The sequence below is a fragment of the Rhodococcus baikonurensis genome (assembly GCF_040489275.1).
Lineage (GTDB): Bacteria > Actinomycetota > Actinomycetes > Mycobacteriales > Mycobacteriaceae > Rhodococcus_F > Rhodococcus_F baikonurensis.
This window is the reverse complement of record NZ_JBEUOQ010000002.1, coordinates 148,769-173,105: the sequence shown is the minus strand read 5'-3', so window position 1 is coordinate 173,105 and position 24,337 is coordinate 148,769. Positions and strand designations below refer to the sequence as shown.

22 protein-coding genes are annotated in these 24,337 nt (G+C 62.7%); 10 read left to right on the top strand and 12 right to left on the bottom strand.

Annotated elements, in window-relative coordinates; genetic code table 11:
• Window positions 1-37: 37 nt before the first annotated feature.
• The gene (locus ABWI03_RS04970) at window positions 38-742 is read left to right on the top strand and encodes a response regulator transcription factor (RefSeq protein ID WP_095971255.1); all 705 of its coding nucleotides are present in this window, start codon (window positions 38-40) and stop codon (window positions 740-742) included.
• Complete coding sequence (locus ABWI03_RS04965; RefSeq protein ID WP_298777340.1) at window positions 739-2,082, top strand: sensor histidine kinase; 1,344 nt, start codon at window positions 739-741, stop codon at window positions 2,080-2,082. Before ABWI03_RS04970 ends, ABWI03_RS04965 begins: the two co-directional genes overlap by 4 nt.
• A gap of 5 nt (window positions 2,083-2,087) precedes the next feature.
• Here the strand turns inward: ABWI03_RS04965 and ABWI03_RS04960 are convergent, their stop codons facing one another.
• On the bottom strand, window positions 2,088-4,364 hold the full coding sequence (locus ABWI03_RS04960) for a SulP family inorganic anion transporter (protein ID WP_298777339.1): 2,277 nt from the start codon (window positions 4,362-4,364) through the stop codon (window positions 2,088-2,090).
• Between the two features lie 325 nt (window positions 4,365-4,689).
• Here ABWI03_RS04960 and mgrA point away from each other — a divergent pair, with 325 nt between their 5' ends.
• Window positions 4,690-5,721 (top strand): L-glyceraldehyde 3-phosphate reductase, encoded by a 1,032-nt coding sequence (mgrA, locus tag ABWI03_RS04955; protein WP_166809357.1) that lies wholly within the window; start codon window positions 4,690-4,692, stop codon window positions 5,719-5,721.
• A gap of 13 nt (window positions 5,722-5,734) precedes the next feature.
• On the opposite strand, the gene ppk2 is transcribed toward mgrA, so the two are convergent.
• Window positions 5,735-6,700, bottom strand: coding sequence for a polyphosphate kinase 2 (gene ppk2 / locus ABWI03_RS04950; protein ID WP_298777338.1), 966 nt, complete (start codon window positions 6,698-6,700; stop codon window positions 5,735-5,737).
• Between the two features lie 210 nt (window positions 6,701-6,910).
• On the opposite strand from ppk2, the gene ABWI03_RS04945 reads away from it, so the two are divergent.
• Complete coding sequence (locus tag ABWI03_RS04945; RefSeq protein WP_095971259.1) at window positions 6,911-9,328, top strand: lysylphosphatidylglycerol synthase transmembrane domain-containing protein; 2,418 nt, start codon at window positions 6,911-6,913, stop codon at window positions 9,326-9,328.
• On the top strand, window positions 9,301-9,411 hold the full coding sequence (locus tag ABWI03_RS04940) for a hypothetical protein (protein WP_143538659.1): 111 nt from the start codon (window positions 9,301-9,303) through the stop codon (window positions 9,409-9,411). Before ABWI03_RS04945 ends, ABWI03_RS04940 begins: the two co-directional genes overlap by 28 nt.
• 339 nt (window positions 9,412-9,750) lie before the next feature.
• Here the strand turns inward: ABWI03_RS04940 and ABWI03_RS04935 are convergent, their stop codons facing one another.
• From ABWI03_RS04935 to ABWI03_RS04925, 3 genes are all read right to left on the bottom strand, one after another.
• Window positions 9,751-9,900: a hypothetical protein gene (locus ABWI03_RS04935; RefSeq protein ID WP_185564593.1), complete on the bottom strand. Its 150-nt coding sequence runs from the start codon at window positions 9,898-9,900 to the stop codon at window positions 9,751-9,753.
• Window positions 9,901-9,904: 4 nt separating this feature from the next.
• The gene (locus ABWI03_RS04930; RefSeq protein ID WP_124567555.1) at window positions 9,905-11,071 is read right to left on the bottom strand and encodes an LLM class flavin-dependent oxidoreductase; all 1,167 of its coding nucleotides are present in this window, start codon (window positions 11,069-11,071) and stop codon (window positions 9,905-9,907) included.
• A 94-nt stretch (window positions 11,072-11,165) separates the two neighbouring features.
• On the bottom strand, window positions 11,166-11,975 hold the full coding sequence (locus ABWI03_RS04925) for a helix-turn-helix transcriptional regulator (RefSeq protein ID WP_296552451.1): 810 nt from the start codon (window positions 11,973-11,975) through the stop codon (window positions 11,166-11,168).
• Window positions 11,976-12,060: 85 nt separating this feature from the next.
• Here ABWI03_RS04925 and ABWI03_RS04920 point away from each other — a divergent pair, with 85 nt between their 5' ends.
• Window positions 12,061-13,272 carry a low temperature requirement protein A gene (locus ABWI03_RS04920; RefSeq protein WP_095971262.1) on the top strand — a complete coding sequence of 404 codons (1,212 nt, stop codon included), beginning with the start codon at window positions 12,061-12,063 and terminating at the stop codon, window positions 13,270-13,272.
• A gap of 10 nt (window positions 13,273-13,282) precedes the next feature.
• On the opposite strand, the gene ABWI03_RS04915 is transcribed toward ABWI03_RS04920, so the two are convergent.
• The 7 genes from ABWI03_RS04915 to ABWI03_RS04885 all read right to left on the bottom strand — a co-directional run bounded on the left by ABWI03_RS04915 (window position 13,283) and on the right by ABWI03_RS04885 (window position 20,858).
• Window positions 13,283-14,521 (bottom strand): helix-turn-helix domain-containing protein, encoded by a 1,239-nt coding sequence (locus ABWI03_RS04915; protein ID WP_298777337.1) that lies wholly within the window; start codon window positions 14,519-14,521, stop codon window positions 13,283-13,285.
• A gap of 105 nt (window positions 14,522-14,626) precedes the next feature.
• Window positions 14,627-16,024, bottom strand: a complete 1,398-nt coding sequence (gene lpdA / locus ABWI03_RS04910) for a dihydrolipoyl dehydrogenase (protein WP_200316388.1) — start codon at window positions 16,022-16,024, stop codon at window positions 14,627-14,629.
• 6 nt (window positions 16,025-16,030) lie between these two features.
• The gene (locus tag ABWI03_RS04905; protein ID WP_298777336.1) at window positions 16,031-17,548 is read right to left on the bottom strand and encodes a dihydrolipoamide acetyltransferase family protein; all 1,518 of its coding nucleotides are present in this window, start codon (window positions 17,546-17,548) and stop codon (window positions 16,031-16,033) included.
• A 2-nt stretch (window positions 17,549-17,550) separates the two neighbouring features.
• Window positions 17,551-18,600 carry an alpha-ketoacid dehydrogenase subunit beta gene (locus tag ABWI03_RS04900; RefSeq protein ID WP_070385568.1) on the bottom strand — a complete coding sequence of 350 codons (1,050 nt, stop codon included), beginning with the start codon at window positions 18,598-18,600 and terminating at the stop codon, window positions 17,551-17,553.
• Window positions 18,601-18,610: 10 nt separating this feature from the next.
• A complete protein-coding gene (locus tag ABWI03_RS04895) occupies window positions 18,611-19,534 on the bottom strand; it encodes a thiamine pyrophosphate-dependent dehydrogenase E1 component subunit alpha (RefSeq protein ID WP_353798868.1) in 924 nt (307 codons plus the stop codon).
• A 235-nt stretch (window positions 19,535-19,769) separates the two neighbouring features.
• Window positions 19,770-20,231 (bottom strand): RNA polymerase subunit sigma, encoded by a 462-nt coding sequence (locus tag ABWI03_RS04890; protein ID WP_124567560.1) that lies wholly within the window; start codon window positions 20,229-20,231, stop codon window positions 19,770-19,772.
• 63 nt (window positions 20,232-20,294) lie between these two features.
• Window positions 20,295-20,858 (bottom strand): hypothetical protein, encoded by a 564-nt coding sequence (locus tag ABWI03_RS04885; RefSeq protein ID WP_298777334.1) that lies wholly within the window; start codon window positions 20,856-20,858, stop codon window positions 20,295-20,297.
• Window positions 20,859-21,111: 253 nt separating this feature from the next.
• Here ABWI03_RS04885 and ABWI03_RS04880 point away from each other — a divergent pair, with 253 nt between their 5' ends.
• Genes ABWI03_RS04880 through ABWI03_RS04865 form a run of 4 tightly spaced genes read left to right on the top strand, consistent with a single transcriptional unit; the run spans window position 21,112 to window position 24,285 of the window.
• Window positions 21,112-21,768 (top strand): hypothetical protein, encoded by a 657-nt coding sequence (locus tag ABWI03_RS04880; RefSeq protein ID WP_234036852.1) that lies wholly within the window; start codon window positions 21,112-21,114, stop codon window positions 21,766-21,768.
• The gene (locus ABWI03_RS04875) at window positions 21,761-22,321 is read left to right on the top strand and encodes a hypothetical protein (RefSeq protein ID WP_095971269.1); all 561 of its coding nucleotides are present in this window, start codon (window positions 21,761-21,763) and stop codon (window positions 22,319-22,321) included. Before ABWI03_RS04880 ends, ABWI03_RS04875 begins: the two co-directional genes overlap by 8 nt.
• Window positions 22,322-22,333: 12 nt before the next feature.
• Window positions 22,334-23,011, top strand: coding sequence for a response regulator (locus ABWI03_RS04870; protein ID WP_298777333.1), 678 nt, complete (start codon window positions 22,334-22,336; stop codon window positions 23,009-23,011).
• Window positions 23,008-24,285 carry a sensor histidine kinase gene (locus ABWI03_RS04865; protein WP_095971271.1) on the top strand — a complete coding sequence of 426 codons (1,278 nt, stop codon included), beginning with the start codon at window positions 23,008-23,010 and terminating at the stop codon, window positions 24,283-24,285. The genes ABWI03_RS04870 and ABWI03_RS04865 overlap by 4 nt, the downstream gene beginning before the upstream one ends.
• Window positions 24,286-24,337 lie beyond the last annotated feature (52 nt).

Sequence of the window (24,337 nt, the reverse complement as noted above, 5' to 3'; positions counted from 1 at the left end):
GCGAAACCCGACGTACCAGGCAAGGCACAATGGGGCTGTGACCGAGATACCGAAAATCCTCGTAGTCGACGACGACGCAGACGTCCTGACCTCACTCGAACGCGGATTGCGGCTCTCGGGATTCACCGTACTGACGGCGGTGGACGGAGCCGACGCGCTCCGAGTGATCTCCGACAAGCGACCGGACGCGGTGGTCCTCGACATCAACATGCCGGTTCTCGACGGCACCGGAGTGGTGACGGCGCTTCGTGCCGCCGGCAACGAAATCCCGATCTGCGTGCTCAGCGCACGCAACTCGGTCGACGATCGCATCGCCGGACTCGAATCCGGTGCAGACGACTACATGGTCAAACCGTTCGTCCTCGCCGAACTGGTTGCCCGGATCCGCGCGATGCTCCGGCGCAGCAACACTCCGGCCGGCGATCACGCGGAAGGTACGAACACCCTGCGCGTCGGAAACCTCGACATCGATCTTTCCGGCCGCCGAGTTCGTGTCGACGGCAAGGAAGTACCGCTCACCAAGCGCGAATTCGAGCTACTCGAAGTGCTCGCACACAATTCCGGCATCGTGCTCACCCGCGAACGTCTCCTCGAACTGGTCTGGGGCTACGACTTCGTCGCCGACACGAACGTCGTGGACGTCTTCATCGGCTATCTGCGTCGAAAGTTCGAATCCGGCGGTTCACCTCGTCTGCTGCACACCGTTCGCGGCGTCGGGTTCGTGCTTCGGGAGAACCCGTGAAGCGTCGCCGCTTCTCACTACGAACTCGCGTTGCCGCGGCCGCGGCACTGGGGGCGACGTTCATCGTCATCGCACTCGGTGTGGTCGTTGCACTGGCCATCGCACGAAACAACTTGGCTCAGTTGGACCGTCGACTCGAGACGGCATCGACGGTCATCGTGGCCAATGCAGCAACAGCGGGACCTTTTCTCGGCGCGTTCGGAGACGGCGGCGCATTTTCCGTGACCATCCGCTCCGACACCGACGGAACCGTCAAATCCAGTACCCCGACGCGACTGCCCGAACTGCCGGTCGGTTCGGCGACCGTCGACGTGGACGGTACGAAGTACCGGGCATATACCGCCGAGGCCGACGGGATCAACGCCCTTGTCTCGCTGGCGGTTCCCTACGCCGAAGCGCGGGACATCACGGTCGATCAACAGCGTCAGGTTGCGTTCTTCGGCGTCGGGGCCGTGGCGGCCGCAGCTGCGTTGGGATGGTTGTTCGGTGGCCCGGCGGTGCGCCCTCTCGTGGAATTGACCCGTCGGATCGCCCGGCGAGATCCCGATCTCGCCACCGAGGTTTCCGGCATCCGTGAAGCGGACGAGCTTGCCGCAGCAGCAGAGTCGATGCTCAGCGACGTCGCCCGGGCACAGGCCGCGACCAACTCGGCCCTTGCTGCCGCTCGGGACTTTGCTTCCGCTTCGGCTCACGAACTCCGAACTCCGTTGACGGCGATGCGAACCGACATCGAAGTGTTGTCCATTCACGACCTCGACCACGAGCAGCGACGTGAGATCCTCACCGATCTCGCCCGCGCACAGGGCCGTGTCGAATCAACTCTGCGAGACCTCGAGCGCCTTGCAAAGGGTGAACTCTCGACGGCCGAGGATTTCAAAGACACGGATCTGACCGAGGTCTGCGACATCGCTGCCGACGACGCACGCCGACATCATCCTGGGCTCGACGTCAGCGTCGTCACGGTGGATTCCCCACTCCCCTATTGCATCCGGGCACTTCCTGGCGGAATCCGGTTGATCCTCGACAACGCGATCACCAACGCAGTCCGCCACGGCGGCGCGAGCACGGTGCGCATCACTCTCGCGCGCCCGGTCGATTCACCGGACACCGTCACGATCACCATCGACGACAACGGTTGCGGAATACCGGCCGAGGAACGCTCGAGCGTCTTCGAGCGCTTCACTCGCGGATCGACGGCAGGCAAGACGGGTTCCGGTTTGGGCCTGGCACTGGTGGCGCAGCAGGCGGCCCTGCACGGCGGGCGGACGACATTTCACGACAGTCCGCTCGGCGGGGCTCGCCTGCTGGTCGAACTCAGGGATCACCCCGGACCCGAATAGCCCCTTCAGGTCTCGATCAACTCGCCGATCCCTGACGCTGTCACTTCGATGACCCGAGCCGAGCCGATGTCGAAGAACAGTCCGGCGATACGCAGGCGACCATCCACACGGGCCTGACCGACCAGAGGATGGCGTTCGAGAGTCTGCAATTGGACTGCAACGTTGACCATTCCGAGCTGATCGACCTCCGAGAAACCCGCCTCGGCCGCAGCACGCGCCACCGGATGGCCACTCGTATATGCCTGCAAGCTCGTCTCCGCATGCCTCAGCCATTCACCGACAACTCCCGATTCCGACGAACTGTTCGTCAGGAGTGCCTGCATCGCGCCGCAGCCCGAATGTCCGCACACGATCACCGAACTGACACCCAACTCGTCGATCCCGAAGGCCAGTGCCGCTTCCACCGACGTATCGCGGCCGCCGGCAGGAACCAGGTTTCCGACGTTGCGCACCGTGAACAGGTCGCCTGGGCCACTGCTCGTGATGATGTTCGGCACCACTCGCGAGTCTGCGCAGGTAAGGAAAAGGGAGTCCGGATTCTGGCCGTCGCGCAACTGATCCATGTGCGGCCGTATCGCTTCGGCGCGATGGCGATGATAGTTGGACACCCCGTCCAGAATGGGCCGCAAGGCTGGCGGGCTGCTCAGATTCCTTCCCGAAGCCTGTGGTTGCCAACTACCCCAAGGAGCGAGCAATCCGCGCAGGTCGGTGACTGCGGCGCCGCGCTTCGGCGGACCGGTGGTCGCGCTCTCCATACTCACCGAGCCGACTTCGTCGATGATCACCGAACCACCTGCCAACTCGTACTGCCTCGCCCACTCTTCGATGACGTCGAAGACGGCATGGTCGAGGAAGTCGACGGACAACTCGACTGTGACGTCGGACCGTGGTGGGATTCCGGCGAGCACCGACGTGAGCTTGGGCAGCACCAGGAAGGTGCACGAGCCCTCGACCAGGACGCGCCACTTCCCGGAATCGTTGTCACCCAATTCTTCTGCGGTGACAGTTGCACGGATGACTCGCCACACCAGGAGGGCGATGGCCAGCGCCAATCCGATCAGCACACCCTCGAGCAGATTCAAGAACACGACGCCGACAACCGTGATGCCGTACACCCATAGATCACCGGTCCGTCGCGCCAACCGAATGTGCGCCAGCTTGACCAGTTGAATACCGATGACGATCAACAGTCCGGCCAGCGCAGACTTCGGAATCTGCTGCACCAACCCGGCCAGCGCAGCCGAGAACAGCAGGATCCACAGGCCGTGCATGATCGACGACGCTCGTGACCTCGCACCGGCTTCGACGTTGGTGGCGCTGCGTACGATCACACCCGTGACGGGCAGACCTCCGATCGCCCCTGACACCATGTTCGCAGTACCTTGGCCGAGCATCTCGCGGTCGAAGTTCGAACGCGGGCCCGAATGCATCTTGTCCACGGCCACAGCCGAGAGCAGACTCTCCACACTGGCGATCAGGGCGATGGTCAGGATGCCGGTTGCGACGCCGAGCCACTGTCTGTCCGGCAGCGCAGGCAGTCCGATCGAGTCCAGCAGGGACCCGTCGAGTGCAATACGCTCGACGCCGATCGGCAGCACGAGCGAAGCGAGAGTTGCCAATACGATGCCGACCAACGCGGCCGGAACTTTTCGGACGCCCGCGGGGAGATAGCGCCACCCGAGAAGAGTGGCGATGACGACGAGTCCGATCATCAAGTCCTCGACGTGCAAGGCACCGATCTGAGCGGGCAACTGCCGTAGATTGTCCAGCGCCGAGCTGGCCGAGCTTCCACCCAACAACACGTGAACCTGTTGCAGCGCAATGGTGATGCCGATTCCCGCGAGCATCGCATGCACGACCACCGGCGCAATAGCCAGTGCTGCACGGGCAATTCGACTGAGCCCGAACACGATCTGCAGAAGACCGGCGCCGACGGTGATCAAACAGGTGACCTTCCACCCGAACTTGCCGATCAGTTCGGCGACCACCACGGTCAGACCGGCTGCGGGACCACTGACTTGCAGCGGAGAACCTCCCACCGCTCCGGCCACCACTCCGCCGACGATCGCGGCGATCAGACCTGCCATGATCGGCGCCCCGGAGGCGATCGCAATTCCCAAGGACAGGGGAAGTGCCACCAGGAAGACGACCAACGACGCCGGCACGTCGTATCTGATCAGTTGCTCGAGATACCGCCGGCTTCCACCACCCGGCGGAGACGAATCCCCCAGGACGCTCTCGTCTGCGGATGATTGTGCGTGCACTACGGACTGCGTCGACATAGATCTCCTCGCCGGACCCCGGATCCGGCTGCTGGGCAACATGTTCGAAGCGAATCGGCGATCGGTATCGCCGATCGACTGTGACCATGGTAACCGCGATTCCTTACCGTCCCCTTAGATGCGAGCCTGGACGTGGTCGACGTCACCGCCGCCCGGCACTGTGACTCGAACCTGAACATCGGTCCAAAAGATCGATCGAATTGCTTTAAACCGCAAGCATTTTGACTGAGACACCTCCCAGCGACCAGCACACCCGAGCGCCATCGGCGATAATGGTCGGGAGTGAACGCTCAACCGCAAACACAACGATGTGAAGGCAGGCACCATGTCCGATCAGTACGTCGCCGCGCAGGACCGTTACGAAGCCATGCCGTACCGCCGAACCGGTCGGAGCGGTCTCAAACTCCCAGCCATCTCGCTGGGCCTCTGGCACAACTTCGGCGACGACGTACCGATCGAGAACCAGCGCGCAGTACTTCGGCGGGCATTCGATCTCGGAATCACCCACTTCGATCTGGCCAACAACTACGGGCCCCCGTACGGAAGCGCCGAGACGAACTTCGGCAGGATCCTGCGTGAGGATTTCTCTTCGTACCGCGAGGAATTGGTCATCTCGTCCAAAGCCGGCTGGGACATGTGGCCCGGCCCCTACGGATTCGGCGGTTCCCGCAAGTACTTGTTGTCGTCCCTCGATCAGTCGCTCGGCCGACTCGGCGTCGACTACGTCGACATCTTCTACAGCCATCGCCCTGACGCCGAAACTCCGATCGACGAGACCGCAGGCGCCCTGATCAGCGCTGTCCAGCAGGGCAAGGCCCTGTACGCGGGTATCAGTTCGTACTCGCCGGAGCGCACCCGCGAAATCGCCGCACTGCTCACCGCTGCGGGGGTTCCGCTCTTGATCCACCAGCCGAGCTATTCGATGCTGAATCGCTGGATCGAGCAGGACCTGCTATCGGCTGTCGACGATCTCGGAGTGGGCGTGATCGCGTTCTCACCACTCGCTCAAGGCATGCTCACCGATCGCTATCTGAACGGTGTCCCCGAGGATTCCCGTGCAGCTCAAGGTAAGTCACTGGATCCGTCGTGGCTGACCGACGACGCCCTCACCCACATTCGCGCGCTCGACGACATAGCGTCAGCTCGCGGCCAGTCGCTGGCCCAGCTGGCACTGAGCTGGGCACTTCGCGATTCGCGGGTCACCTCGGTACTGATCGGTGCGTCCAGTGTCGCGCAACTCGAAGCCAATGTCGGCGCGCTCGACAATCTCGAATTCAGTACAGACGAACTGGCCTCCATCGATCAGCACGCCAAGGACAGCGGCATCAATCTGTGGGCAGAGGCCAGTTCGATCTGAGTGAGAACTTCAGCTAGAGCTGAGGCAACTCCACGTTCACGTGCTCGCCCTCTTCGAACACGGCCGACGCCGGCCCGACGATCAAGGGATCCGGAGTACCGACAGCCCGGTGGTCCTTGTTGGGATAGTCGAAGCTGGCGAGCACGTGACGCATCGCCTCGAGGCGAGCGCGCTTCTTGTCGTTGCTCTTGATCACCGTCCAGGGCGCGTCTCCGGTATCGGTGTAGAAGAACATCGCTTCCTTGGCCTGGGTGTAGTCGTCCCACTTGTCGAGCGACGCCAGATCGGTCGGTGAGAGCTTCCACTGACGCACCGGGTCCGTTCGGCGGGCCGCGAACCGCGCCAACTGCTCTTCGCGGCTGACCGAGAACCACAGCTTGTGCAGATGAATCCCGGAGTTGACGAGCATCCGCTCGAAGTCCGGCGTCTCTCTCATGAACTCGAGATATTGCGTCGGCGTGCAGTAACCCATCACTCGTTCGACGCCGGCGCGGTTGTACCAGGACCGGTCCATCATCACTATCTCGCCGCCGCTGGGCAGGTGTGCGACATAGCGTTGGAAATACCACTGCGTCCGCTCGATGTCCGTGGGCTTCTCGAGCGCGACTACGCGGGCGCCACGGGGATTGAAATGCTCGGTGAATCTCTTGATCGACCCGCCCTTACCGGCAGCATCGCGACCTTCGAAGATGATGAGCACTTTCTGACCGGTTTCTTTGACCCACAACTGCAGCTTGAGCAGCTCGATCTGCAGACGCCGCTTCTTCCGCTCGTACTCGCGGCGCGACATCTTCTTCTCGTAGGGGTAACCCTGCTTCCAGGCATCCGAGAACTCTGAAGGCTCCAGCCCGCCGAGCTTGTGCTTGAGGCTCGAGAGCTCGTCGATCTCGGCTGCGTAGTCCTCGGTGACGGAAATTCTGGTCGACGGGGTCGGCAGGTCAGGAACCCGACCGTCCACACCGCTGGCGTCGGGGCTCATGAATACGCACTCCCTGTCGTCGAAATGAACGAACGTCCGGAAAGTGAATTTTACGCGCCGAAGCCCGCTCCCGCGGGTCCGAAGAGAATGTTGCTTGGCATCGAGGAGGTAACGACAGGTCCGGCTTCCCAGTCGCCGAACCCTCACGCGGTACCTTGATCGAGGTAACTGAGACGGTCGGTAACCCCGAGAGAAGAGAGTTCTGGCGAGATGCGAGTAGACGGACGGGAGATCCCGGTAACGGGAAGCCTCCTGCCACCACTGCACCGCCGTACGAGCGACATCATGCGGGTTGCGATCGCTGCTGTGCTGCTCGGCGGCGTGATCGCGGGATCTCTGATCACGCGAAGCCAGTGGGACGCCCTCGAAACGTCGGTGTCCAACATCGTCGGAGTTCTGTCACCGAGCCTGTCCGACACCGTGTACCTGCTCTACGGCATCGCAATTCTGGCGCTACCGTTCGCCATCCTGATCGGCCTGATCGTCGGGCGCCGGTGGAAGTTGCTGGCCGGATACGCCGCTGCCGGTCTGTGCGCCGGTGTCGCGCTGTCCTTCACCGGAACAGGACTGGCCGCACCGAAATGGCACCTCGACGTGCCTGACCGACTCGACGCCACCTTCCTGTCTCAATTCCTCGACGATCCGCGATGGATCGCAATGCTCGCGGCGGTGCTCACCGTCTCGGGCCCGTGGCTTCCGAAGAAGTGGCGACGAGCCTGGTGGACGCTGCTTCTGCTCTTCGCTCCTATTCATCTGATCGTCAGCTCGATCGTTCCCGCACGATCGATGCTGGGTCTCGCCGTCGGATATCTGATCGGCGCGGTGATCGTTCTCGCCGTCGGCACCCCTGCCCTCGAAGTGCCGTTGGACTCGGCAGTACGCGTACTCGCGCGGCGCGGTTACCGCGTCACCGCTTTCCGCGTCGTGAGTCCCTCGGGAATCGGGCCTCTTGTCATGTCCGCCGCCATCGACAAGGCACCGGACGACGAACCTTTCGACGAACTCGTCGTCGAGTTGTACGGACAGAATCAGCGAAGCAGCGGAGCAATTCGACAGACGTTCCGCTGGATCTCGTTCCGGAACCGTGAAACTCCGCCGCCCTACGGATCGCTTCGTCGCGCCGTCGAACACCGAGCGCTCATGGGTATCGCTTTCGCCGACATCGGTTTGGCCAGCTCCAAGGCCGTCGCCATCTCGGTACTCGACCGCGGGTGGGAGATGTACGCGCGCCCGAGTCCTCGCGGCATCCCCCTTGCCGTCGCCGTCGAGAACCAAGCGGGCGAGGAAGAATCCACCAAACTGATCGACGCGCTGTGGCAAACACTGCACACCGCTCACGTGCACCAGATGGCGCACGGCGACCTGCGCGCTTCGGAGATTCGTGTCGAAGGCGGAACCATCCTCTTCGGCGGGTACGCGTACTCCGAATTCGGCGCCACCGAAGTTCAGATGCAGTCCGACAACGCACAACTTCTCTTCGCCACCGCATCACTGTTCGGGGTCGATGCAGCGGTGGACGCCGCGATTCGAGCGCAAGGCGCAGACACGATTCTCGCCGCCTCCGGCCGATTGACCACCGCTGCATTGCCCAACCGCATTCGGCGGACCGTCACGGATTCCGCGAAACTGATGACCGAGATCCGGGACGAGGTCGGTGCCAAGAACGGGATCGAAAAGGTCGCTCCCGCACAGGTCACCCGGTTCAGTCGCAACCAACTGATCCAGCTCGTTCTGCTTATCGGTCTGGTCTACGTCGCCTACCCCTTCATCAGCCAGGTCCCCGCGTTCATCACCGAACTGAAGACGGCCAACTGGTGGTGGGCGCTGCTCGGCCTCGGCGTCTCCGCACTGACATACGTCGGCGCGGCAGCGGCCCTGTGGGCCTGTGCGTCGTCGATGGTCAGTTACCGCAACCTCCTGATCATGCAGGTGGCCAACACCTTTGCGGCGACCACAACACCGGCCGGAGTCGGCGGACTCGCGTTGAGTGTGCGGTTCCTGCAGAAGGGCGGGCTCGGTACCGTCCGTGCAACGGCCGCAGTCGCGTTGCAACAGACGGTTCAGGTGGTCACCCACGTCGGCTTGCTGATCTTCTTCTCGATCGTCGCCGGACGCGATACGAACCTTTCACACTTCATCCCGGGATCCACGGTTCTGTATCTGGCGGGCGGCGTCGCGCTCGGAGTTCTCGGTGCATTCATGTTCATCCCGAAACTCCGTGGGTGGCTGCGCGACGATCTGCGTCCTCAGATCACCGAAGTGCTGGGTGAACTGAGCCAACTCGCGCGAAACCCCACGCGTTTCCTCATCATCGTGGGCGGCAGCGCCGCAACAACTCTGGGTGCCGCCCTGGCTCTGTGGGCGAGCGTCGAGGCATTCGGCGGCGGAACGACGTTCATCACCGTCACCATCGTGACGATGATCGGTGGGACGCTCGCCTCGGCGGCTCCGACACCGGGTGGCGTCGGAGCCGTCGAGGCCGCCCTCATCGGCGGTCTGTCCGCGTTCGGACTGCCGGCAAGCATCGCGGTCCCGTCAGTCCTGCTCTACCGAGTCCTGACCTGCTGGCTTCCGGTGTTCTGCGGTTGGCCGACCCTGCGATGGCTGCAGAAGAACGACATGGTCTGAGCCGTTCCCGTTACTTCTGGCGAACGACGTGCGCCTGCAGTGCTTCACCGTCCTCGTCGACCCAGCCCTTGCTCTGCGCGTAGTCGACCATCGCGGCAACACCTTCGACGTCGGTGGTGCTCTCGCGAACACGGGCCACCGAGATGAAGGCATTACCACCGCTGACGTATCCGTAATCTCGAGCGTGCAAGAGCTCGTCCAGTTCGGAATCGGAGATGTCGGCAGTCACCTCGACGTGAAAAGCCTTCAGGTTATCCACATCGCGGACGCTGACGCGGCCGTTGTCCACCAGTACAAACATGGCTTTCCTTTCCTGGATCACCCACGACGATGAGTGCGTACCGATTACACGCCGGCGACAGGTCTGTGGATCCGACTCGCAGTGCCAGGCGTCGTCCACCGATCCTGTCACGATCTTGTGGTCACCACCGTCGACTACGGCGTCCGAGAATGTTGATCGCGAACTTCCGCATTCCTTCGATCAGGCCGAGAACTCCGACTGCCGATCCAGTGCCACCGCGGTCATCGGCGTATCCATCGACAACGACATGGTTGCCCTGAGGATCGTTCACGAGGTCAGCCCTTGTCTGCCAACTCTTGTGCGTACTTCTTCGTCATGTGGTCGACGGCGTCGAGTTGTGCCTGGGCATGCCCTTCCCGGACGGCGCGCGCATGAGCTGCCGCGTCGAGCGTCGCCTGCGCCTGTCCTTGGAAATGCGGAAAAACCTCCTGCGCGAACAACTCTGCCGAACGTCGTGTGTCCTGCGGGTTCGCCCAATCGTGGCCCATCTGCAGCATGCAGCCGAAACCACCGGACTGGTCCCACAGCCGTTGCACCTGACGCCTGGCCTGCTCCGGTGTGCCGATGACACCGATGCCGGCTTCGTTGATGAAGTCGATCATCTCGCTCAGACGCGCACCGGATACGGCCATCTGGGGGAAGGCCGCCACGTGCTGGAAATAGTCGAACCACTCCTCGATGCCGTATTCGACCTGCTTGCGTGCTTCCGCCTCGGTTTCGGCAATATGGAAGGGCCCGGCAAGAGACCACTGCCGACGATCCACCGTCGTCCCGTTGACCTCCGCGCGCTCCTCCATCACATTCCAGTGGTGCGCCAAGGCGTCGAAACCGTCGGCGGACAACGTTGCTCCGATGGAGAGCAGGCCCAGACCGTGCGTACCGGCCAGGCGAGGACCGGTCGGGGAAGCCACTGCGGCCACGGTGATTTCGATGCCGTTCTCCGAGTACGGAGCGAGCTGCAGCTTGGCGTCGTACAACTCGTGAGTTCGGGTCTTCGCGGACACCGTCTCGCCACGAAGAAGGCGCACGACGATGTCGAGGTTCTCCTGCAACAACTCTCGGGTGTCCGTCGGGTTCAGACCGATCATCGCCGAGTCGGTGGGCAGCGAACCGGGCCCGACTCCGAAGATGGTGCGCCCCTGAGTGAGGTGGTCCAACTGCATGATTCGATCCGCGGCCCACAGCGGGTTGTGATACGACAGGGATGTCACGCCCGTACCGAAACGAATCCGCGGCGCACGCTGCGAGGCTGCGGCGATCATGATTTCCGGCGACGCGATGATCTCGCTTCCGGCAGAGTGATGCTCACCGAACCACGCCTCGTCGTAGCCCAACCGATCGAGGTGTTCGACCAGTTCGAGATCGCGCTGCAGTGCAGCGGTGGGATTGCGTCCGGGGACGTGGAACGGGGCCATGAAATACCCGAAACGAAGCCTGCTCATGAGTTCTCCTAGTGCTCTGGGCCAACTCCTGGCCGTGCACCGAAAACGCTATCCGCGACGTGACCGTGGTCACAGTGCACGAAAGTGGACAATCTCAGCCGCGTTGGTCGGCAAGTTTCTGCTCGTAGACCAACTTCACGAACTCGGCACGGTTACGCACGTGCAGAACGGCGAAGATGCGGCTGACGTACTTCTTCACCGTGTCCGGACTCAGCGACAAGATCGCCGCAATTTCGTCGTTGGTGTGACCATCTGCCAACAACTCCGCGAGATCGATCTGCCTGGGCGTCAGCTTCTCTCGCCAGCCCGGCTCACGTTGACCGGGAAGCGTCTGACACAACAGCGACAACTGCCTGCCCAAGATGCCCAAACCCGCGATGTCGCGCCCTGACAGATCCTTGCCTTCGGAATCGAAGATTCCCACCAAACCGTGACCACCGTGGGCGAGCTCGAGATGCATCACCGACGCACTGTGCAGCCGCTTGCGATAGAGAAAATCTCGCAGGTAGGTCGCCGACTGCGAAGGGACATCGGCCAACTGCGTGTGCGTGATGGCCGGGGAGGCCAACAGCGTCGCCCGTGATTGTGCCGTCGCAAAGACGTCGTCGAGGTACCAATGCGCTTGGTACTCGTCGAGGATCGGCGTGATCCGCCCGGTCGTCACCGGATTCGGATCGGCGAAGGCCGTCGTGAAGGTAGGCCCGGAAAGGAACGTGGTGTTGGGGCAGCCGTAGTGATCGTGCAACGCCACCATGAGGAGGTTCTTGAGCTGATCGAGCGTTCTCGCCGCCGAGCAGTAGTCGAGGATGGCGAAGACACGGTCGTAGTCCGCCGCAGACAAAGCCACGTCACCGCCACCACGCACGTCTACCACCTTGCCGGAACTATGATCCAGATCACTCACCGAACAGCATAGGCACTGCGCTCGTGAAACGGACAAGTTCGTCGCCTACCTGCACTGTTGAGGTCGATACCGGATACTGACCCCTATGTCGGAACTCGGAAAAGAACCAGACGAGAAGCAGAAGGCAGTGCTGGAGCGGCACGCGTCGTGGATCGAATTGTTCTTCGACCTCGTCGTGGTTGCCGGTATCGGTCAGCTTGCTCACCTGCTCCACGGTTCGCCGTCGTGGTCGGATGTCGCGCTCTACGCCTTGCTCTATCTCGCGTTCTGGACCGCGTGGGCGACGTTCACGATGTACGGCAACGTCGCCGGCGATCGCGTCCGCATTCCGAGCATGCTGATCGCCATGTTCGGGCTCGCCGTCATGATGGCGGCAGTGGCCGGTATCCACGACAACCATGCGCTGGCCTTCGCTGTCGCCTACGTAGCCGTGCGTCTGCTGGCGAGTCGGGTGTGGCACAACGGCCAGATCGTCGTGGACTGGCCGATCGCCCAGATGTCGCTCGGTGTGATTCCGTGGATCGTCTCGTTCTGGTTCGAAGGCGACACCCGCTTCTGGCTCTGGACTGCCGGCGTCACCATCGACCTGCTGATCATGTTCGTCGTCTCCGGCAGCGCGATCATGGAAGACGCGCAGGAAAAGCTCGACCGCATCATCAAGGTGCGCGGGTTCAAGGACGGCCGGATGCCCGAACTCGAAGCCCTGCACTCCGATCGGGCGCATCTTGCCGAGCGGTTGGGGCTGTACGTCATCATCGTATTGGGCGAGGGTGTGATCCTCGTGATCTCGGCGGCCTCGAAGCTCACCTGGGACTCGACCGTGGTCAGCCTCGCCGTCGGGTCGTTCGTTCTGCTGTCCGGAATGTGGGCACTCTCGCTTCTCTACGGTCACGCCGGTGTTCCGCACCTGCAGCCCGAGAAGTTTCCCGCTCGCATCGACATGGCCCTGCACTGTTTCACCACCGGGGCTATCGCGGTTCTGGTCGCAGGACTCGGAGCGGCGACCGAACACGGCGCGGAACACACGCCCGCGAACCTGCGGTGGCTGTTGTGCGGAAGCATCGCAGTCTATTTCGGAATCAGCATGGTGGCGGGACTGTTTGCGCGATCGGACCGACGGTGGCTGCTCGGCTGGGCACTCCCCTGCACAGCCATCCCCGTCGTCATGGGCATCGTCGGCACCCACATGAGCGCGACGTGGATCATCTGGGTACTGGTCGCCACCGTCACCTGGCAGAACGGCTACGAGTACGCGCAGGTGCGGCGGTCGCGCCGCTCTGCTGTGCGCCTTTATTAACCCCCCGCGGTTAATAAAGGCGCACAGCAGGGACGGTCTTTACCCTCACCGCCGGGTCGAAGCGATAGGGCTGCGCCAACAGAATTCCGGCCAATCGCTTACGCAACCTCGACATCTCGGCCCGGACGGTCACCGTCTTGCGCGGATCGCCGAACAACTGTGAGGCGAGCTGCGAGGCCGTGAGGCCCTCGTGCGCCTGTGTCAGAGCCACGAGGATCTGCGAATGGCGCGGACTGAGGTCGATACTCCAACTCCCCATTGCCGAGGAGTACCGCAGTTCCATCGCGTTCGGATCTCGCAAATCCAATTCGACTTCGGCACACACCGTTCCGGACGCCGGGTTCACTCGAGGACGGATGAGCCACCCACCCGGAAGCGGCTCGCACATACACAATCCGAGCGTCGGGAGCCAATGCTCGCCGCTGCTCATCACTTTCGGCAGTGCGATTCGGTAGATCGGCGCCATCGAGTCCACCGCCGCGACCCAGCCGTTACGGTCCACGACCACGGTCGGCTGGCTCGCACGAGCCAGTGTCGACGCCGAGATCATTCGGAGCTGATCCAATCCGATTCGATGTTTCTCCCGCAGTGCGGATTCCGCCAGCCTGGCCACGCTGTCCACCAGTGCGAGAGTCGACGGGTGAACTGTGTCTGCTGCGCCGGCGACGTTGACGACGGCGATGGCCCGGCGACTACGCGGATCCCGAACCGTCGCCCCCGAGCAGGTCCAGGGATGCTGCGAGCGCGAGTAGTGCTCGGCCGAGAACACCTGCACTGCCGAACCCGAAGCCAACGAGGTACCGATTCCGTTGGTACCTACAGCTTCCTCGGTCCACGACGCGCCCTCGATCATTCCGAGGCGTTCGGCCCGATCCAGCATTCGACTGGGCCCGCGGCGCCAGAGGATGCGTCCGTGGCGGTCCGCCACCACGATCAGATTCGCGTCGTCCGGGCCGACGAGCGGTGCCAGGCCTTGTACCGCCTCGTCCAATATCTCCGTCATTCCGGCGGCGCGCCGGCTCTCTTCGATCTCGGATTCGCGTCCGGTCTTGGTGATCGAGCACCGCTCCGGATCGAGTCCGAGTGCGCGCAGCCGCGACCACGAATCGGCGATCACGGAGCGCGGGCGTGCGGGCGGTTTGCGCCCCGACATCGTTGCTTCGTACACGGATTCGAGAACACGTGCGTACTGCGCCGCGTCTTCACCACTACCCAGGGCCGGTTCGAGTCGATTCGTTGCGCCGATCACACTCCAGTCCTATGTGATGGGGTCACCGAAAGCGAGCGTTGCACCCGGTTGCAGAGTTGTCCGCGTGCGTGAACGTAGGACGACGTTCACGCACGCGAACGGTGCTCACGCGTTGAGGGGTCTCCCCAACGCCGAGAGCACAGACTCGTGCATTGCCTCCGAGAGCGTCGGATGAGCAAACACGACCTCGGCGAGATCCTCACCGGTGGCTTCGAGGGATCGAGCGATACCGAAACCCTGAATCTGCTCGGTCACATCCGGACCGACCATGTGCGCGCCGAGCAGTTCCCCGGTATCGGCGTCGAAAATCGTCTTGACGAAGCCTTCGGCCTCGCCGATCGCCAATGCCTTGCCGTTCGCCTGAAGGTCGAAGTGTCCGACCCGCAGCGTGCGACCCGTACCGGCGCACTGCTTCTCCGTCAGACCCAGACTCGCCACCTGTGGGCGGGCATACGTGCATCCCGGAACGTAGTCACGATCGAGAGGATGAACATCGGTCACGCCCGCGAGCTTCTCGACGCACAGGACAGCTTCGTGACTCGCCTTGTGCGCCAGACATGGAGCGCCCGCAACGTCACCGATGGCGTAGATCCCGAAAGCACTGGTACGGCACCACTGGTCCGTGACGATCGCACCGCGCTCGATCTCGACGCCCAGAGCCTCCAACCCCAGATCCTCGACGTTGCCGGTGATCCCGGCCGCCACCAACACCCGGTCCACGGTCAACGTCTGGACACCGTCGCTCGTCTGCACGCTCACCTCGACGGCATCGGCTCCGACAGTCACGGCCGACACCGAGGCTCCGGTGTGAATCGTGATGCCACGCTTCTCGAACTGCCTGCGAACGAACACCGAAATCTCTTCGTCCTCGACCGGCATGATGTGTGGTGCCATCTCGACAATGGTCACCTCGGTGCCGAGATCGCGGTACAGGCTGGCGAATTCGACTCCGATCGCGCCGGACCCGATCACGAGCATCGACTTCGGCAGCTCCTTGGGGACGAGTGCGTCGAAGTATGTCCACACCCGATCACCGTCGGGGACAACCCCGGGAATCGAACGCGGACGGGCGCCGGTTGCAATGATCACGTGGTCGGCTCGATACGTCTGACCTTCCACGGACACGACGCCCTTGTCCACCAACTTCGCGGTGCCTGAGATGACGTCGACGCCGTTCTTCTTCATCAGATAGGCAACACCGCCGGACAATCTCTCCGAAACCCCTCGGCTGAACGACACCAACTTCGAGATGTCGAACTGGACAGACGCCGAACTGAATCCGTATTTGTCGAGTTCGCTCAAGGTATGCGCGACGTCCGCGCCGTGAAGCATCGCTTTGGTGGGGATACAACCCCAGTTGAGGCAGATGCCTCCCAGGCGATCACGTTCTACCAGCGCTACGTTCAACCCCAACTGGGCGGCCCGGATCGCCGCCACGTAACCACCGGGGCCACCACCGACGACAAGAACGTCGTATTTCTTCGACGTATTGCTTTCCACCACAGCCCCTTACACCAACATCAGCGCGGGAGAAGCGACAAAGCGCTGGAGTTCCCGAAGGAAGGTCGCGCCCAAGGCTCCGTCGATCACCCGGTGATCGCACGAGAGGGTCACGGTCATCACGGTCCGGACGGAAACACTGTCGCCGACCACCACGGCCCGCTTCTCCCCCGCACCTACGGCGAGGATCGCTCCCTGGGGCGGGTTGATGATCGCGTCGAATGCCTTGATCCCGAACATGCCGAGGTTGGACACCGTGAACGTTCCGCCTTGGAATTCTTCGGGACGGAGTTTGCCGGTCTTCGCCTTGGTGGCCAACGAGAGCACCTCACCGGAGATGTCCGCCAACGACTTGGTGTTCGCACTACGCACGATGGGCGTGATCAGTCCGGTCGGAAGTGCAACTGCCACCGAGACATCCGCCGACGCGAATCGAAGGACCGCTTCGTTCGCTGCATCGAATTGGACGTTCACGTCCGGCACCTTCATCAGCGCAGCCGCGCAGGCCTTCACGATGAAGTCGTTGACCGACAGCTTGACCGCCGGGACAGTCGAATTGATCTCCTTGCGCAGAGCGAGGAGCGCATCGAGCTCGAGATCCGCCGTGAGCCGGAAATGGGGAGCCTGCTGCTTGGACGCCTGCAACCTGCCCGCGATTGCCGATCGCATGGGCGTGAACGGAATTGTGTCGTACTCGGGTTCGACGGCAATGGTTCCCGTCTGAGCCGCCGCTTCTGGCAGGAGCTGCGCGGAACGAGCGGCGTCGTGCACGTCGGCGACGCAGACGCGTCCCCGCGAGCCTGTCGGACGACAGTCGTGCAGGTTGACGCCCAGCGATCGGGCAGTTCTGCGTGCGACCGGGGTGGCAGGCACGGCACTGTCGTCGGCGGTTGATCGCAGCGGGAGGCCGGATCTCGTGGCCGGCGCTGCTGTCGCAACAGTGCCACCGGCGTCACGAATCGCGTCGTCGATGTCTCGGACACTGATCCGTCCGAGTGGGCCGGTACCCACTACGGCGGCGAGATCGATTCCGAGCGCTTCGGCACGTCGGAGTGCTCGAGGACTCGCAAACACGTCGCTCTGCGTCGTGCCCTGCAGAACACTCGGTACGACGGTGGAACCGGTTGGTGCAGGCTTTGCCACAGCAACCACCTTCGCAGCCGACGTAGCCGTAGGTGTCGCGGGTGCCGCCGGTTCGGCAGCTGGTGACGGTGACGGCTCTTCCGCCGGCGCTGTTGCGCCGCGGGCGGCGAGGAACTGCTCGATCTCCGCATCCGTCGTGGACGCATCGGCGGACACACCGATCACGGCGCCGACGGGCAGAGTCTGCCCCGGCGTGCCGACGATCTTGCGGAGAACACCGTCGAACGGTGCCTCCAGCTCGTTGGTGATCTTGCTGGTCTCGATCTCACAGATCAACTGGCCCTTGGTGAACGAGTCACCTTCCTCGATGAGCCATGCGTTGACCAGCCCCTCCTCCATGGAGAGCCCCCACTTGGGGATGTCGATAGCTTTGATATCGGCCATGATCAGGCTCTCACCAGCTTGCGAACCGACTCTTCGATGCGCGCCGCGTCAGGCAGCCAGGCTGTTTCGAGAGTCGGTGAGAACGGAACCGGCGTGTGCGGCGGCGTGATCAGTTCGATCGGCGCCTTCAGATAGTTGAATCCCTTGGTGGCGATCAGTGCGGCCACATCGTGCCCGAAACCGCAGCGTGCGGCAGATTCGTCGACGATCACCACGCGTCCGGTCGACGCAACGGATTCGAGGATGCCGTCCTCGTCCAATGGCGAGACGGTACGAGGATCAACGACCTCGACCGAAATACCCTCAGCTGCCAGCTTGTCCGCTACGTCGTTGGCGCGGTTCACCATTGCGGACAACGCAATGATCGTGACGTCGTCGCCCTGCCTGGTGTAGTTGGCGACGCCGAACGGAATCGCGTAGGGCTCGTCCGGCACTTCGCCTTTGAGGTCGTAGAGCACCTTGTGCTCACAGAACACAACGGGATCGTCGTCCCGGATAGCCTGGATGAGTAGGCCTTTGGCGTCGTAGGCGTTGGACGGGGCGACCACCTTCAGGCCGGGCACCGCGGCGAACACGTTGTACGGAGACTGAGAGTGCTGCGCAGCGGCGGAGAAGCCGGCGCCGATCATGCCTCGCACCACCAACGGGGTTCTGGCCTTGCCTCCGAACATGTAACGGAACTTGGCGGCCTGGTTGTAGAGCGCGTCGTAGGAAACTCCGAAGAAGTCCATGAACATCAGTTCGGCGACCGGCCGCAGCCCGGTCAGTGCTGCTCCCGCAGCCATTCCGATGATCGCGGACTCGGTGATCGGAGTGTCGATCACACGTTCCGATCCGAATTCCGTCCACAGGCCCTTGGTGACACCGAGGACACCGCCGAACGCCTCGATCTTCTTCGTTTCCAGATCGGGATTGGTACCGGCATGCCCGCCCCGTACGTCCTCACCGATGAGAACGACGCTCGGGTCGCGTTGCATTTCTTGGGCGATGGCCTCTTTGACGGCCTCGCGGTAGGTCTTCTTCGACACGTTCTCGGCTTCCACGCTTGTCATCTCGGGCTCCTCAGTACGACACGTAGACATCGGTCAGCAGATTCTCGACGGGCGGGTACGCCGCGGCGCGCGCCTTCGCTACCGCCTCGTCCACCAACACTCGCGACTGCTCGTCCACCGCGTCCAGATCAGCGGCACTGACCTTCTTCATATCGACACTGCTACGGAAATTCCGGAGCGGATCCTTGGTTTCCCGCAGGTGCGCAACCTGTTCCGCCGTGCGGTAAAGCTGTGCGTCACCTTCGAAGTGACCGTGCCAACGGAATGCCGCCGCCTCGATCGTGGTGGGTCCGCCGCCAGACCTGGCGCGCTCCGATGCTTCCGCCATCGCGTCGTAAACCGCGAAGAAGTCGGTGCCGTCCACCTTGACGGCAGGCATTCCGAAGGATGCAGCGCGGGCGGCGATGTCGGGTGCGCCCACCGCGTAGTCGGTTCCTGTTGCTTCACCGAATCCGTTGTTCTCGATCACGAAGACGATCGGAAGATCCAGCACCACAGCCATGTTCATCGCCTCGAAGACGGTTCCCTGGTTGGATCCGCCGTCTCCCGTGAACGAAGCAGCGATGACGCCGTTTCGGAGTGTCTTGCCACTCAGTGCTGCACCGATCGCCAACGACGGCGCGCCGCCGACGATTGCATTGGCGCCGAGCATTCCCACGGACAAGTCGGCGATGTGCATCGAACCGCCCTTGCCGCGACACAGGCCGTCGTCCTTGCCGAAGATCTCGGCCATCATGCCGTTCAGATCGCACCCCTTGGCAATGCAGTGCCCGTGACCGCGGTGCGTGGACCCGATGTAGTCGGCGTCGCTCAGGTTCTCGCACACTCCCACGGCGATGGCTTCCTGGCCCGAGTACAGGTGAATGAAGCCGGGGATGTCGCCGGTTGCATTCTCTTCGTGCAATCGATCCTCGAACGCTCGGATGCGCGACATCTTCTCGTACGCCTTCAGCAATGCATCCCGGTCCAACCCTGAATGAGGCTTGACCCCGGTCTTTTTCGATCCTGGCGTTGTCGGCCTCTGCGCCGTCCGTTGAACCACCGTCACACTCCTCGTTCTCGATCACTCGTCGCCATGCAGTGTCGTGTAGGTCACGGGCGAAGGGAAAGAGTTGCGTGAGGTTGCCAGGAGTTGCGAAGGGTTGCAGCTGTTGACTTTCGAAGTTGACTCAGGCGCCGCTGAGGCTGCCGCGTCTGATCTTGACCAACGCACGGTGTTGGACGAGTTCCACGGCGCTCGTTGTCGTTCTCAACGACAGCGCCGTCTCGCTCACGTCGAATCCGACAACGATGCGAGCTACGAGAACATTGCGTTCGACGGCCGACAGGTCGCCGAACGGCAGAGCGATTCGACTGGATGCAGGTAGTGAGTCGATTTCACGACTGACCGCGTCGTGCAGAAATGCGAGGAATGCTTCGCCGCCTCGTCTTCGTCGCTGGAACTCGGCCAGAATCGACCGGCAGATCCCGGCGGCAATACGGTCAGCATCGACCGGTCGCAGTTCGGCACGACAACGTCGCGTCACCACAGGCACGACGCGTTGCAGGAGTTCCGCGATCGCTCCCCGATCCCCGCGAGACGCATCGTCGGCAACACTGTCGATCGAACGCCCACCTGCCCTGCTTGCCATTCGGATCTCCCCCTGGTTAGGCCTTCGGACGAATTCCCGACTACTGCTTCGGTTTCGAACTCGCTAAGGGCGGATCGGTTCGGGGCAGACTCCGGTTTGTTCCCCGATGATGTTGATCTCGGCATTGGAACGCGGGTCGGCGCCGTAGTTGATCTGGTCGGTGCACTTCTCGGGGGGCTCGATCGCACCGGGCGGGAGCGGTGCCGGGCACGAACCCATCCGCTCTCCGATGCTGTTGATCTCCGCATTCGATCGAGGATCGCCGACGTAGTTGATCTGATCGGTGCACTTGGTCGACCCGGTACCTTGACCGGGGGCCGCAGGAGCAACCGCGCTGGTAGAGACGGGGGTCCAGGCCGGTGCCGCTCCACCCTCCGCGACTCCGGGGGCAGATGCGTCCGTACCGCCGCCCACCGAGTTCGAGCTTTCGACTGACTCCGAAGTGGTCGTAGAGGGCAACGGTGGTGCGGTCGTGGACGCCGCGACCACCGCCGTAGTCGTCGCGGGTTCGGGTGCAGTGGTGTCTTCGCTCGAACATGCCGTCATCGCGCACACCGCTCCGATCGTCAGTACCGCGAGCAGCACTTTCAGACGCCGAGTCCTGTTGGTCAGCAATACTTCAGGCATTTGCTCTCACCCTCCTCGATACGCGAATCAGGTCGTCCCACCCAGCGGTGAAAATCGACCTGACTCACTCTAGAAGCCTGATTCCATCGGTTTCGTAACAGAAATCCGGCGGTCGGGTACCAACTCTCGAGGGTCCCGACATTCATACGATTACGTAACGGTGGGTGGTGAACCCTCGATATCGAGATCACGTGTGATCGTATGAAAAGCGCATATGCCGATGAGACAGTTCTCAGCGGCCGGGGAGGGGAAAGTGTTGTATCGGAATAAGATCTGCGGCGGTCGAGCAGGCCGCACTCGCAGGCTGTTCGGTACGGCGCTCGCGACAGCGGCCCTCGGAACTTCCGTGCTCACCGGATGCGGGTCCCCCCAGGGCGTTGTGATCGAAGGCGACGTCGCTTCCACCGGGTTGCCCGTCACGCAGCCCGCCGACCTGGCCAGACGGGTTGCCGAGAATTCGAGGTTGGGCCGTGCGCTTCTCGACGATCCTGGGGTGTCGGAGGGTGTGAAGACAGAACTCCGATCGTGCCCTGACTGGTATCCGATCTCGGTCGGATCCATCCTTCTCGACCCAGGCGCACCTCGTATCGTGCCGGAGACCGAGCTCGTCGTCATGAACGTGTATCCGTGCCAACCGGCCCACCAGCCCGGTACCGGAGTGTCGATTTCCGTCAACCTTGCCGGCTATGTGTACCGCAGCGGCAAGGCCGGTTCGAGTGAAGACAATCCTGAGCTGGGTGAGCGTCTGTTCTCTGTCGAAGAGCGCGGAAAGTTCATCGTCAGCGGTCAACGCGCCGCGAGTTTGTCGGTCCTGGAAACGGATCCGCGGCCACCCGAGTTCGAATGTTGCCCGCGTCCGCCGCTGCGGACCGAGTTCCATTGGGACGGGATGGAGTTCGTCCGTGATTGATTCTCGCCGGGCGCTGCTCGCCGGTGTTTGCGTACCGCTCGTGATTGCTCTCGCCTCCTGTTCCACCGAACCCGAATCCGAACCTGCTCCGAATATCGCTGCATCACTCGACCCTTCGGATCTCTCGCAGGGCTTGAGCATCGATCCTGTTGCCCTCATCAGAGCAGACCCGGAGGTGTCCGATGTGGTCAAAGACAGCCTCCGACTGTGCGGTGATGCGAACTTCCCGTACGAAATCCGGTACTCCCACGTGACGGATGCCGTATGGCAGGATGCCGTCGTCAACGTGTTCACCTGCGACGCGGCCGGTATCTGGGGACGACCGGCGCCACCGGTCAGCTTCATGGTCGCCGGATTCGTCTACCAGATCGACGAATCGGGCGCTCACAAAGTCTTCGGAGTGCAAGACCCAGGACGCTACGTCGTCGGCTCAACCGGAGGATTGTCGGTCATGGTCGACCTGTGCAAAGACCCTGGCATTCCGGAGTTCTGTCAATCGTCGACTGCATACAAGTGGACCGGTGAAGGGTTTGAGAGTGTTCCGTTCCCATGAAAGCGAAGGCCGATGACCGATCCGTTGATTCTGCTGGTCGAAGACGACGCCGTCATTCGAGAAGCCACTCAATTGAATCTCGAACGCAACGGTTTTCGGGTGATCACCGCGTCCGGGGGGTTGACCGGAATGGAGCTGGCGGTCGACGCCAAGCCGGATATCGCCGTCCTGGACGTGATGCTTCCCGACCTGAACGGAATCAGCCTGTGCCGTCGTATTCGTGAGGAACTCTCGGCGCCGGTCATCATGCTTTCCGCGCGCGACGACCCGATCGACATCGTTCTCGGATTGGAAGCCGGTGCCGACGACTACGTCACCAAACCTTTCGACAGTGGAGTCCTGGTGGCTCGTATCCGAAGTGTGCTCAGGCGGGTCGACACTCATTCCGGTGTGGAGAAGGACATCGTGACTCTCGGTGATCTGGAGATCGATCGCGAGTTGGTGACGGTCACGCGTTCTGGCGCCGAAGTAGCACTGACCCCCACCGAGATGAAACTGCTCCTCGTCATGGTGAGTGTGCCGCGCAAAGTCTGGTCCCGCTCCGAACTGCTCTCGGACGTCTGGGATTACGACTGGGGCGGCGACACCCGCATCGTCGACGTGCACGTTCAGCGATTGCGCACGAAGATCGGCTCCGAACAGATCCGAACCGTCCGGGGATTCGGGTACACGATGGACAACCATCGGTGAGATCGCGGGACCTCGCGGCCAAGCTCCCGTCCACCGGCAGGCGGTTGTCGTTTCAGTGGAAGATCGCTGCAGCTATCACGTTCGTGATCGCCGTCGCGTCGATCACGCTCAGTACCGTGATGCATCAAACCTTTTCACACAACCAGGAGGACGCAGCGCGCGCAGCAGCTGATCGCAATCTCCAACTGGTGCTGCAGGACGAAACCGGCAGCATGCGTGCGCTGTTCCGCGCCACCACCGATGGTCTCGACGTTCCGGAAGAGTTGCGTCAGGCCGTGGCCGGCGGCAAACGTGCCACCTACCTTGTCGACAGCGGGGACCAACCATTTGTCTGGGCTGCAGCCGACGTCAACACCCAGGTGGTTGCGATTCGCGTCCCGTACACCGCGCAGCGGGAATCGATCGCCAGCGTCGATCGAACTCTCCGCAACGCCACCGTCGCGGTGATCGCAGCGGGCGCCGTCCTGGGCGTCCTGCTTGGGCTCGCGATGTCGTATCGACTGCGCTCGGCCGCCCGCGCGGCCCGCAAAGTGTCCACCGGGGCGGACATCCGCGTCCGCTCGGTCACATGGTCACTCTTCGACGACGAGATCACAGAGTTGGCAGACGCGGTCGACGCGATGTCGGATGCGTTGCGAGGACAACTCGACGCCGAAAAGCGCGTGACAGCCAACATCGCACACGATCTCAGGACGCCCATCTCCGGACTGGTCGGCGCCGCCGAGCTTCTGCCGCCAGGTAGGCCTACCGAATTGGTGCGCGACGGCGTCCACAAACTCAGAAGGCTCGCCGAGGATGTCATCGAGGTGGCTCGTCTCGACACCACATCCGAACAGGCAGACATCCAATCGGTGGAACTCGCACAGGTGGTGCGTCACGCGATCTCCATCACCGAGGTCGAGTGTGAAGTGAGTGTTCACGGCACCCCTGTGTCCTACACAGACGCACGTCGGCTGGAGCGGATCATCGCCAACCTGATCTTGAATGCTCGCAATCACGGAAAGTCGCCGATCAGAGTCGACGTCGACCACTCCCGTATCACGGTGCGAGACCAGGGCAACGGGTTCACCCAGGAATGGCTTCGTCAGGGGCCGAGGAGGTTTCAGACCGATTGCGTCGAACGTGGCTCGAACTCGGGCTTGGGCCTCGGCTTGACGATCGTAGTCGGGCAAGCCGCGGTCATCGGCGCTCGAATCGACTTCTCGAACCATCCGAACGGCGGCGCTGTGGTGACGGTCGACCTCCCGGAGTGCTCGTCAGACGAGTTCGATTGACACCGAGGCAGTTCGGCCGATCGGCCGGGACGCAGCGTCCCGGCCGATCAGT